Here is a 12471-nt window from a genome sequence, read left to right on the forward strand (position 1 = left end):
GTGTGATGTCATTGATTAGGTGGATCATAATCGCTGTTTTGGCAATTGGAGTTACTGGAACTGCTTTTTGGGGTTACCAAGAACATCAAGAAAAAAATGCTGTCTTAATACAAGCTGAAAACACGTACCAAAGGTCTTTCCATGAGCTTTCCTATCATGTTGATTTACTGCACGATAAAATAGGTTCTGCGTTAGCAATGAATTCAGGCCAAAGTCTTTCCCCGCAAATGGTAGATATCTGGAGATTGACTTCAGAAGCCCTATCAAATGTTGGACAGTTGCCATTGGGACTTTTGCCTTTTAATAAAACCGAAGAATTTTTGTCGAATATAGGTGATTTTACCTACAAGACTGCCGTGCGGAATTTAGATGATGAACCACTTTCTGAGGAAGAGACAAATTCTTTTGAAGAGCTATACCAGCAGTCAGGCGATATTAAAGATGAATTGCGTCAAGTCCAGCATGTCGTACTTGATAATAACTTACGGTGGATGGATGTACAGCTAGCATTGGCAAATGGAGAAGAGCAAGTAGATAACACGATCGTTGATGGTTTTCAAACTGTGGAAAAGACAGTCGAGGGTTACTCTGAAAGTAATGTAGACTCTCCGATAGTTGGCACTTCCTCTCAAGATCATGCATTTAAAGGATTAAACGGAGAAAAAATTTCGGAAGAACAGGCACGTGAGAAGGGGAAAGAAATACTTGATGTGAAAGATGCCGAAAAACTACATGTTACCAAAAGTGGAGAGGGTGCGGACATTCCAACATATAGTATCTCTTATAAAGATAATAAAAAAAGCGCATATATGGATCTAACAGAACAAGGTGGACACCCCATTACAGTTTTAGTAAAAAGGCAAATCAAGGATAAACAGATTAGCCTAAATGAAGGTATGGAAAAGGCAAAGGAATACTTGGCGAAATACCAATTTAAAGACATGGAGTTGTTCTTGAGTAGCCAATATGACAACATAGGTGTCTATTCATTTCTTTATAACCAGGATGGAGTGAGAGTTTATTCTGACGCGTTAGAAATAAAAGTTGCATTGGATACCGGTGACATACTAGGTCTTACAGCGCGAGATTATCTGATGAACCATACTGAAAGAGAGATACCAGAACCAACACTATCAGAAGAAGATGCAAAGGAAGCAGTTAATCAAAAAGTTGAGATTCAAGAATCGTTTTTAGCAGTTATTGACAATGACCTTGGAGAAGAAGTTTTAACATATGAGTTTTTAGGTATTATGGGAAATGAAACATATCGAATATTTATTAACGCAATGGACGGAAGAGAAGAGAAGGTAGAAAAACTAGATGGTGCAGAAGCTAATTATGCAGCAAATAGCTAAAGAGAGAGACATTAGTCTTTCTCTTTTTTTCGTTTTCTGTGATAATAGGTATATCGAATTAGCGTAGTGATTTTTTACCAGTACGGGGGGGTTTTAAGTGAAAATTGGGAGCGTACTTACTCTTGAGTTGAAAAAAACAGGAAAAAAGATGGAGACATATCGATGCAAAATCATTGAAAAAAGTGAACATTATCTATTTATCGATTATCCAATAAACGAAAAAACTAAAAAGACAACCTTTATACCAAAGGGCACCGTGTTAAAAGCAATGTTTATGGACGAAAGGCAGAATTTATATGCTTTTAAGACAGAAATTGTTGCTAAAGTAAAATTAACTGTTCCAGGAATAGCCATTAAATTACCTGGTGATGATCTAAAACGAATACAAAGAAGGGAATTTGTAAGAGTAGAGGCAGCGATTGATGTTGCTATCCATTCTAAGAATAATTCTTTTTCACCAATTGTCACAGTGAGCACGGATATTAGTGGGGGTGGGCTCTCTGTCATCCTACCACATGGCAAAACAATGGAAGGTGATGGACCTCTAGATTTATGGCTCACTTTAGATATGCAATCAGGGGAATATTTCTATATTAATGCCGAAGCTGAGTTGGTTTTCATTAAAGAGCAAGATACACATGTACATACAGCATCATTGAAATTCATTAACCTCTTAAAAGAAGACCAACATAAAATAATTCGCTTTTCTTTTGAAAAACAGCGAGAGGCAAGGAAAAAGGAACTATCCATTTAAGTTGCAATTTGGTATTCGAATAGACCATTATTTTATTGGTATGTTATGATTTATATAGAATAGTTAAGATTTCAGCTATTGCCAGATCTTTTTCTCTAGCTGGCTATGTTCATTTAATGTTGGTCATGAGGCTGGATGATAGTTGAATGATAGTTGAGAGGAATGAGCTTTATAAATGGAAAATGAAATGATAGCCATCGCTATTGATGGCCCAGCAGCTGCAGGTAAGAGTACAGTAGCAAAGATAGTTGCAGAAAAACTTTCGTGTGTCTATATTGACACCGGAGCAATGTATAGGGCATTAACACTAAAAGCAATAAATAATCAAGTCGACTTACAAAATGAAGAAGTATTGGTAGGATTGCTAGCAAACACTACAATTAAATTAAAACAAAGCGCGACTGGTCAATTGGTCATTCTGGATACAGAGGATGTTACGGAGGAAATACGATCCCAAGAGGTTACAAACAATGTTTCCTATGTGGCGATGCACCCAGAGATCAGGAGAGAAATGGTAGCCCGTCAACAAGCATTGGCGGCCCATACAAGTGTGGTAATGGACGGACGGGATATAGGAACCCACGTTCTACCTAATGCAGAAGTAAAGATATTTCTCATAGCATCTGTCGAAGAACGGGCTAAACGGAGGTTTGAAGAAAATACTAAAAAAGGGTACAACGTTGACCTAGAGGAATTAAAAAAGGAAATTGAGCAAAGGGATTTAATTGATTCTCAAAGAGAAGCTTCACCGCTCATTAAGGCAGAGAATGCTGTGGAAATAGATACTACTTCTCTAACTATTGAACAAGTAGCTGACAATATCTTAAATGAAGCGTATAAGGTTCTCCAACGTTCCTAAGTGTTATATTGTTTATGTAAGATAAACTTCCAAGGTAACTTCTTCTGCTTTATCTTCCCATTCATTCGATAAGGGTAGGTAGTAGGGAAGTTACTTTTTCTTACATACAAGACACCAATAAGGTGACAGTTTTAAAAATCATTATTTGGGGAAATTTAATTGTATCTCAAGTTTTTCTATTTTAAGACGCAAAGTATTTGTAGTGAAATGGCTTGTAAGCAGCGCTTTAATGTCCATGAAGCTAACATTATGTCGTATGAATGAAAAAAATAAAATTATCAGAATCAAACAACATTACTTGACAAATAATTATAATTATTAGAAGTTATAGAAAAGGAACTTTCTATTTAATTCTAAATCTAAAAAGATAGAGTTAAATAATGTTACGTTAATGCGTTTTTTGATATGTACTTAGGAGGGCTAGGATATGACAGAACAAAACAATGAATTACCAGAATTACAAGTAGGTACTACCATTACTGGTAAAGTAATCAAGGTTGAAGAAAAACAGGTACTTGTAGACATTGGTTACAAAACAGAGGGCATAGTACCAATCGGTGAGCTATCCAGCTTGCATGTGGAACAAGCCGGCGACGTTGTGAATGAAGGAGACGAACTAACGCTTAAAGTTAAAAAAATAGATGATGATGAAGTTGTCCTTTCTAAGAAAGCAATAGATGCTGATCAAGCATGGGTAGAGCTTGAAGAAAAATACAAAAGCGGTGAAATCTTTGAAACAGAAGTAAAAGAGGTAGTAAAAGGCGGCCTTGTAGTGGATGTAGGAGTTAGAGGATTTATTCCTGCTTCATTAGTGGAAACATACTTTGTGGAAGATTTCTCAGATTATAAAAATAAAATGCTTGCCGTTAAAATTGCTGAACTGGACAAAGATCAGAATCGTATAATCCTTTCACACCGTGCTGTAGCTGAAGATGAAGCGCAGGCGAAAAAAGGTGAATTGTTACAGTCTTTAGAAGCAGGTCAAGTGCTTGAAGGAACAGTACAACGTATTACAAACTTTGGTGTATTTGTGGATCTAGGAGGAGTAGATGGACTTGTTCATATCTCCCAATTAGCTCATAAACACGTTGAAAAAGCTTCAGATGTAGTTTCTGAAGGAGAAAAACTAAAAGTTGAAGTCCTTTCAGTAGATATGGATAACGAGCGAATTTCTTTATCTCATAAAAATACAATCCCTGGTCCATGGTCAGATATTGAAAGTAGATTCTCTGCTGGAGATACAGTGGAAGGGACAGTCAGACGACTAGTTAACTTTGGAGCCTTTGTTGAAATTGAAGCTGGTGTAGAAGGCCTTGTGCATATTTCACAAATTGCCAACCGACATATTGGTACACCTCAAGAAGTACTAGAAGTTGGACAAAAAGTTAATGTGAAAATACTTGATGTAAATGAAAACGAAGAGCGCATTTCATTAAGTATTAAGGAGTTAGAACAAGAACAAGCTGAAAAGGAATATAAGCAATACGCAAAAGATGAGGACCAGTCTGGCTTCCAGCTAGGTGATTTCATTGGAGATAAACTAAATAAGTATAAATAATAATTATAGAGAAAAGCGTCTCCCAGCTTGGGAGGCGCTTTTTTCTATGAAAGAAAAACCAATTATGGTCCTTACTTTCACAAATTAACAAGTTTGTTAACTCGAATAGTTCCATTATACACAACTGTCTTTTTCACTATGAATCTTTGTATACATAGCAGCTAAAACACCCATAATGAAAAGGGGCAGGTGATTTTACTAATGGCAAACGAAGCATATTTTTATTGGGTTGGATGGATGCTTTGGATCATAACAACCTTTTTTATGAAGAGAGGGAAGAAAAGAGACTTATTTACACTATGGCTCTTGAGCATTTTAATATTATCTAATACCGATGTAATGATAGGAGAGATAGTATATAATGCCTCCTTCTTTCTTTTAATAATAGGTACCATTATTCTCCTCCTTCACCTTAAGCGACAAATTTACCTAACCATCTCTACCTTTACCATAATGCTCGGCTATGCTTCTCTCCTATTTTGGGAAAAAGCTGCTCCAATATGGCTTTTTTGGCCTAGAGAAGTGTTAGTTCCTCTTCTACTTGGTCTGACCGCCCTGCTGCTTGTGAGGGGACTTGAGAGCCGATTATGTGTGGTACTGCTTGGGACTAGCCTTGGTGAAGTTGTCTTTAGTTTTACTCTATCTACGTACGGACTTTCAAGAGGAACTGGTGAGCTTCCTTTTTTAGGCAATATTATGATTACAATAGTATTTATTGTGTTTTTAGACATAATACGAAAAAGCAGAACAAAAAAAGCCAAGCATCATAATATACCTATAGACCTGGAGGTAGCAAAATGAATGAATATACATACCCTATAATCTTTGGGGTGTTATTAGGAACACTCGCGAGAATTTTAATGCTTAGGACTGATTATCGACAGTACCCTACATACTTACATGGGAAAGTCATTCATTTATCACTTGGATTTATTGCTGCCGCACTTGGAGCAGTGGCTGTTCCTGCCATAATGGAAATGGAATTTACAGCTGTCACTTTTCTTACAGTAGCAGCCACTCAATTTAGAGAAGTTAGAAATATGGAGCGTAACACACTAACCGAAGTCGATGAGTTTGAACTGGTACCCCGTGGGAATACATATATAGAGGGCATTGCCATCTCATTTGAAAGTAGAAACTATCTTGTTATCATGACTGCATTTATTACCACTCTCTTGTATATTGTTTTTAACGCTTACATCGCGCTTGCTGGAGCAATTGTGAGCTTAATTGTGAATAAAGCCCTTATGAGTGGTTCTACAATCAAAGATATTGTCAACATAGAGTATCGAGAGCTTCGTTTTGAAGGGGCTGGTCTTTACGTGGATAATATTTATATTATGAATATCGGGCTACCTGAAAGGCAAAAGGAAATTCTTAAATATGGAATGGGTTTTATTTTGACACCGAAAAATATGAATGTCATAACGACGATTGGAAATCTTGGACAACGTCAGGCGATCCTTCATGATGTTTCTGTTTCACTAGGTGTTGTAAGGGATTCTGGGACACCAGCTCTAACGCCATTAATTAAGAGAGATTTAGACGATGGAAGAATTGGTATATTTATTCTTCCTCAGCTAAGGGAAAAACAAAAAGCGATTGAAGTAATAGGTGCCGTGCCAGTTTTGGAAAATGCAATCCGAATGCCATCAGAGTCAAAATCTCATAGTAAGGAGAAACAATAAAATATGAAGATTGAAAAAGCGATTTTGGCAGTAATAACAACAAACCAATCAAAAGTCGGTGGTGGCGCGCCTATTTTTTATTGTAATGATGCAAAAGAGTCAGCAAAGGTAGCTGCAAACCTTGAAGCGATAACGGATGGGATTGCGCATTCCCTCTCGGATGAGATGTACATCATTGTAAAACATTAAAAATAAATTGTTAATATGTGTTACTTTTGCTAGAATGAATAAATGTTAGGAAAATAAGAACGTATAGAGAGAGGATGCTCCTTTCATGAGAAAATCTGTTGTAGCAATCGTAGGAAGACCTAATGTCGGAAAGTCGACAATATTTAATAGACTAGTTGGAGAAAGAATTTCAATCGTTGAAGATATACCCGGTGTGACCCGTGACCGAATATATGCAGAAGCTGAATGGCTGACTTCCAAATTCAATCTTATTGATACTGGTGGAATAGAGATTGGGGATGAACCACTCCTAGTCCAAATGAGACAACAAGCTGAGATAGCAATTGATGAAGCTGATGTTATTATCTTTCTGTTAAATGGTCGGGAAGGCATAACTGGAGCTGATGAAGAAGTAGCCAAGCTGCTATTTAAATCCAATAAGCCAGTAGTACTTGGGATAAACAAAATTGATAATCCAGAAATGCGTGAAACTATTTATGAATACTATTCATTAGGTTTTGGGGAACCATTCCCTATATCAGGATCGCATGGGTTAGGGTTAGGAGACTTATTAGACGCAGTTGTAGGCCATTTCCCACAACGATCTGAAGAAGTCTATGATGAAGAGACGATTTACTTTAGCTTAATTGGTCGTCCGAATGTCGGAAAATCTTCCCTTGTTAATGCAATGCTTAACGAAGAACGGGTTATTGTAAGTGAAATAGAAGGCACCACAAGAGATGCAATCGATACCACTTTAACTCGAGACGAACAAGATTACGTAATTATTGATACGGCAGGTATGCGGAAGAGAGGGAAAGTTTACGAAACAACTGAAAAATACAGCGTTTTACGGGCATTAAAAGCCATTGAACGATCTGATGTCGTGCTCGTGTTAATTGATGCAGAAACCGGTATTAGAGAGCAAGACAAGAAAATTGCTGGGTATGCTCATGAAGCGGGAAGAGCTATTGTCATTGTAGTAAATAAATGGGATACCGTAGAATCAAACGAGAAAGCCATGAAGGAATTTGAGACAAAAGTTCGTGCGCATTTTCAGTATTTAGATTACGCACCAGTGGTCTTCCTATCTGCAAAGACCAAAAAGCGATTACACACCCTTTTACCTGCTGTTAAATTAGCAAGTGAAAATCATGCAAAACGTGTCCCTACCAATGTGCTAAATGATGTCATAATGGATGCAATTGCAATGAACCCTACCCCTACCTTAAAAGGGAAAAGGCTTAAAGTGCTTTATGCAACACAAGTTGCTGTCAAACCACCAAGTTTCGTGGTCTTTGTAAACGATCCCGAATTAATGCATTTTTCCTACGAACGTTTTCTAGAAAACAAAATTAGAGATGCCTTTGGTTTTGTTGGAACACCTATAAAACTGTTTGCAAGAAGAAGACAATAAGGAGGAAAGGCATATGGAGAAAGTAGCAGTTATTGGAGCAGGGAGCTGGGGAACAGCCTTAAGTATTGTCCTTGCTGATAATGATCATGAAGTGCGATTATGGACACACCGTATTGAGCAAGCTGAAGAAATAAATAACGTGCATCGAAATGAAAAATATCTTAAAAATGTGGAGATACCTAAACAAATTAGAGCATATCACGATCTAAGCGAAGCAGTGGATGGAGTATCTGCAGTAATTGTAGTTGTTCCTACCAAAGCAATTCGTGATGTTAGTAAGCAGCTTCAAGCTGTCTTAAAACAAAAAGTTACGATTATCCATGCAACTAAAGGGATAGAACCTTTAACACTTAAACGTGTATCACAGCTAATAGCTGAAGAAATGGAACAATACACAGAAGAAGAAATTGTTGTATTATCCGGACCTAGTCATGCTGAAGAAGTAGCATTAAGACAACCAACTACGGTAACAGTGTCTTCAAAAGACGCCAAAAATGCTTCATACGCACAAGATTTATTTATCAATGATGCGTTTCGTGTATATACGAGTCCCGATATATTAGGAATTGAACTAGGTGGCGCTTTAAAAAATATTATCGCGCTAGGAGCAGGGATTTCAGATGGTCTTGGTTATGGAGATAATGCCAAAGCTGCTCTAATAACGAGAGGATTAGCTGAAATTGCCAGATTAGGAACTTCCCTTGGTGCAAATCCTTTAAGTTTCTTAGGTTTACCTGGAGTCGGCGACTTAATTGTGACTTGTACCAGTGTGCATAGTAGGAACTGGCGTGCCGGAAACCTATTGGGCAAAGGTTATAAGCTGGATGATGTATTAGAACAAATGGGGATGGCCGTCGAAGGAGTTAGGACGGTTAAGGCTGCCTATCAATTTGCTGAAGAACAAGATGTGGAAATGCCTATTACAAAAGGCATATACCAAATTCTTTTTGAAGAAGAGAACCCTAAAAAGGTTGTCGAGCAACTGATGAGTAGAACGAAGCGAGAAGAAATGGACGACCTAGCTGCGCTCTTAAATGAGCGATATACCCAATAACACGGATTATACCTCCTTGCATATACTATGTTGAATAACACATGCAAGGAGGAGAATAGGTGAATAACTTTCAAAAAGGTCTGTTTGACAAAATACAGAAGAATGCAAATGTGAAGCCAGAGGATGTATATAAAGTTGCTGATTCTGTGAAGAATGCTGATTTTTCCAATGAGCAAACGGTGAGACAACTGGTTCGTCATTTGGCCAAGTTAGCTAATAAATCCATACCAAAAGAAAAAGAAGACAAGATAGTTGAGTCTATTACAAAGAACAATGTTCCAATGGATATGCAATCATTAAACAAACTTTTTAAAAAGTAGTAGGAGTATAGGCAATTGAGGATACAGTAATGCTTCCAGCTGCATACACTAAATCGCACAAGCATTCACAATAGAGCTGTAGCGGACATTATTTAGTCATTCCGGGATAAGGCTAGCCCTCTTAGTCCCGGTTTTTTTATTTCTTAATTAAACTTGTTCCCTACGTGTGTTCATAGACGAGTCATGCACCTCCGGCTCAGCAGGAGGCCAATCAGTTGGCGTTCCTCAATACGGTACTTTACGCTTTTCTTTATAAAAAACACAATTTTATGTTTGGTTTGATTACTCTATGGTATAATACTCCATGCATGAAATTTAAGAGAACGCATACAGGAGTGAAAAAAATTGTCTTTATCAATGCTTAAGATGTACATATCATTCGCTGGCATGATATTTTTATTTCTTGCTATAGGACTCATTCTGTTAAGTCGCTATAAGCTTAAAGGAATATTAGCCGTGATTGTGTCAATTCTTGCATACATATTTTTAATTTCGGGTGGACTTATTATCTTTTATATTGTATTCAGCGGACCAACAGGATAGTACATAGGGAGGGTTAATATGAAACACAACTACATACTTGTTTTCACTATGATTTGTATACTTGCCGTATTAAGCGGTTGCTTATATCCCCAAGGAGAACTTGCAAAGAACCAACCCCCTAATGAAGCACAACTTGATATGGTTCAGAGCGCGGTGGAGCAGTATAGAGAAATAAAGCAGGGTTTAGTTCCAATAAAAACAAAGGACAATGATACTCCTTTATTTCAAAAATACTTGGTGGACTTTTCCTTATTGAAGGAAAATAACATTCTACAGGAAATACCGGGTACAGCTTATGAAAATGGGGGTCTTTACCAATATACATTGATTACTCCGGAAGATGATCCTCGGGTAAAATTAATTGATTTGCGCATTACAGAGCAAATTAGAAGTGTCAATGTCAAATTAGATATATATCGAAACGAACATATATATCCACCTTTTAAACAGGAAATAGAAGAAGGGATATATACAATTGATTATGAGAAGTTAGGATTCGAAACACCACCACATGTTGTTAGTCCATATTCACAAGAAAATCTTCCTATTATTATGGATGTGGATGGAAATCTCTATGTTGATTACCGTATTGATCTTCTCAATGCATTAGAGGACTATGAGCACACATACCAGGAAGGGGATGACATCCGCTTTCTGCTTGCAGAGAACACCCCATTCGTCCCTGCATACTCGTTACCCTATACTGTGCGTTCAGGGGAACCAGTATTTATGAATGACAAATAAATATCATAAACATGCCCTTGTAACATATATTGTTGCAAGGGTTTATTTGTATACCGTCATACATTTGGATGCGAAGGGAATGAGTAATAATACTTTTACACATATTTAAGTCATATTTTGATAGGACAACATCATAGACTTGTAATGTCAATTAATCGCAGTCTGTACGTAAACAAATGCAAGGAGATCGGGAGGGGATCTTTTGGAAAGAGTTGATATTTTTAAAGATATTTCAAAACGGACAAATGGAGATATTTACCTTGGTATAGTAGGCGCTGTCCGGACTGGGAAATCAACATTTATTAAGAAATTCATGGAGCTGATTGTACTTCCTAGCATTGAGGATGACACAGACCGTGCTCGAGCGCTTGATGAACTGCCACAAAGTGCTGCTGGAAAAACAATTATGACGACAGAGCCAAAATTTATTCCAAACCAAGCAGTATCCATTAATGTCGAAGAAGGACTCGATGTAAATGTAAGGCTAGTTGATTGTGTAGGCTATGCTGTACAGGGCGCCAAAGGTTATGAAGATGAGAATGGCCCAAGAATGATTAATACTCCGTGGTATGAAGAACCTATTCCGTTTCATGACGCTGCAGAAATCGGAACAAGAAAAGTAATTCAGGAGCATTCGACAATAGGCGTTGTTGTTACAACAGATGGATCAATTGGCGAAATACCAAGAAGTGATTATATCGATGCCGAAGCAAAAGTAGTGGATGAATTAAAAGAAGTGGGCAAACCATTTATCATGGTTGTAAACTCGGTTAAGCCAACTAGCCAGGAAACAGAACTGCTTAGGCAGGATCTAGCAGAGAAGTATGATATACCCGTGCTGGCCATGAGTGTTGAATCTATGACAGAGCATGACGTATACAATGTCCTTAGAGAATCTTTATATGAGTTCCCCGTATTAGAGGTTAATGTAAATCTTCCAAGCTGGGTTATGGTATTAAACGAAAAACATTGGTTACGAAAAAATTACCAAGAAGCGATACAGGAAACAGTTAAAAACATTAAGCGTTTAAGAGATGTGGACCAAATAGTCGGTGAATTTAGGGACTATGAATATATTGATAAAGCTAACCTGGCGGGTATGGAGATGGGAGAAGGAGTAGCAGAGATTGACCTACATGCCCCTGACTATCTTTACGATAATATTCTTAAAGAAATTGTTGGAGAAGAGATTCGTGGAAAAGACCATTTGCTTCAATTAATGCAAGATTTTGCGCATGCGAAGAGAGAATTTGACCAAGTATCTGGTGCTCTAAAAATGGTAAAACAGACTGGCTATGGTATTGCAGCGCCATCCCTTGAAGACATGATATTAGATGAACCAGAGATAATTCGGCAAGGGTCACGATTCGGTGTCCGTTTAAAGGCTGTTGCTCCATCCATTCATATGATTAAAGTAGAGGTTGAATCGGAGTTTGCACCAATTATTGGTACAGAAAAGCAGAGTGAGGAGCTAGTTCGTTACCTAATGCAGGATTTTGAGGAAGATCCATTATCCATTTGGGAATCTGATATATTTGGCAGATCATTAAGTTCTATCGTGCGGGAAGGAATTCAGGCAAAAATTGCTCTCATGCCTGAGAATGCAAGATACAAATTAAAAGATACACTGGAAAGAATTATTAACGAAGGTTCTGGTGGATTAATAGCAATTATCCTTTAGCAGCTAATTTTAGCTGCTTTTTGTTTGTTTCTAAAAAGATAATTTTATTAGATAATTCGTCACTTTTCACTCTGTTCAAGATATTTTCTATGCAACGGCAGGAATTCTAATTTTCATGTCGTATATGTATAATAAGCTTTAAAGCCAGAGTTTCGCAGCAAATCAGACAAGTTATTAAAATAGGTTAATTTGGTAAAAATTAGGAGTTTATTTGGATATATTTTACTTTTTTTAAATAAAAACATAGAAATTCAGCACTAATTGTTGAATTTTGCAGCGAACTCGGTTAATATAAGCCTTGTCATCAAAAGAAAGTGATGGCTTTAAGTA

13 protein-coding genes are annotated in these 12471 nt (G+C 37.3%); all 13 read left to right on the plus strand.

The window, feature by feature from the left end; genetic code table 11:
- Window positions 1-11: 11 nt before the first annotated feature.
- A complete protein-coding gene (ypeB, locus tag BN988_RS02285; protein WP_036572789.1) occupies window positions 12-1355 on the plus strand; it encodes a germination protein YpeB in 1344 nt (447 codons plus the stop codon).
- A gap of 97 nt (window positions 1356-1452) precedes the next feature.
- Entirely contained in the window at window positions 1453-2109 is a 657-nt protein-coding gene (locus tag BN988_RS02290) for a flagellar brake protein (protein ID WP_036572791.1), read from the plus strand.
- Window positions 2110-2284: 175 nt separating this feature from the next.
- The gene (gene cmk / locus BN988_RS02295; RefSeq protein ID WP_036572793.1) at window positions 2285-2968 is read left to right on the plus strand and encodes a (d)CMP kinase; all 684 of its coding nucleotides are present in this window, start codon (window positions 2285-2287) and stop codon (window positions 2966-2968) included.
- 427 nt (window positions 2969-3395) lie between these two features.
- A complete protein-coding gene (gene rpsA, locus BN988_RS02300; RefSeq protein ID WP_036572794.1) occupies window positions 3396-4526 on the plus strand; it encodes a 30S ribosomal protein S1 in 1131 nt (376 codons plus the stop codon).
- Between the two features lie 201 nt (window positions 4527-4727).
- On the plus strand, window positions 4728-5327 hold the full coding sequence (locus BN988_RS02305; RefSeq protein WP_036572796.1) for a YphA family membrane protein: 600 nt from the start codon (window positions 4728-4730) through the stop codon (window positions 5325-5327).
- Window positions 5324-6214 (plus strand): YIEGIA family protein, encoded by an 891-nt coding sequence (locus BN988_RS02310; RefSeq protein WP_036572798.1) that lies wholly within the window; start codon window positions 5324-5326, stop codon window positions 6212-6214. Before BN988_RS02305 ends, BN988_RS02310 begins: the two co-directional genes overlap by 4 nt.
- A 3-nt stretch (window positions 6215-6217) precedes the next feature.
- On the plus strand, window positions 6218-6403 hold the full coding sequence (locus tag BN988_RS02315) for a capping complex subunit for YIEGIA (RefSeq protein ID WP_036572800.1): 186 nt from the start codon (window positions 6218-6220) through the stop codon (window positions 6401-6403).
- A gap of 85 nt (window positions 6404-6488) precedes the next feature.
- On the plus strand, window positions 6489-7799 hold the full coding sequence (gene der, locus BN988_RS02320) for a ribosome biogenesis GTPase Der (RefSeq protein WP_036572801.1): 1311 nt from the start codon (window positions 6489-6491) through the stop codon (window positions 7797-7799).
- Window positions 7800-7812: 13 nt separating this feature from the next.
- Entirely contained in the window at window positions 7813-8853 is a 1041-nt protein-coding gene (locus tag BN988_RS02325; protein WP_036572803.1) for an NAD(P)H-dependent glycerol-3-phosphate dehydrogenase, read from the plus strand.
- 59 nt (window positions 8854-8912) lie between these two features.
- Window positions 8913-9173, plus strand: coding sequence for a stage VI sporulation protein F (locus tag BN988_RS02330; RefSeq protein ID WP_036572804.1), 261 nt, complete (start codon window positions 8913-8915; stop codon window positions 9171-9173).
- Window positions 9174-9518: 345 nt separating this feature from the next.
- Entirely contained in the window at window positions 9519-9716 is a 198-nt protein-coding gene (locus tag BN988_RS02335; protein ID WP_036572806.1) for a DUF2768 domain-containing protein, read from the plus strand.
- A gap of 18 nt (window positions 9717-9734) precedes the next feature.
- Window positions 9735-10460 carry a hypothetical protein gene (locus BN988_RS02340; RefSeq protein WP_036572807.1) on the plus strand — a complete coding sequence of 242 codons (726 nt, stop codon included), beginning with the start codon at window positions 9735-9737 and terminating at the stop codon, window positions 10458-10460.
- Between the two features lie 202 nt (window positions 10461-10662).
- Complete coding sequence (gene spoIVA / locus BN988_RS02345; protein WP_036572808.1) at window positions 10663-12141, plus strand: stage IV sporulation protein A; 1479 nt, start codon at window positions 10663-10665, stop codon at window positions 12139-12141.
- Window positions 12142-12471: the final 330 nt, after the last annotated feature.

The organism is Oceanobacillus picturae (genome assembly GCF_000612865.1).
GTDB classification, from domain to species: Bacteria; Bacillota; Bacilli; order Bacillales; family Amphibacillaceae; genus Oceanobacillus_B; species Oceanobacillus_B jordanicus.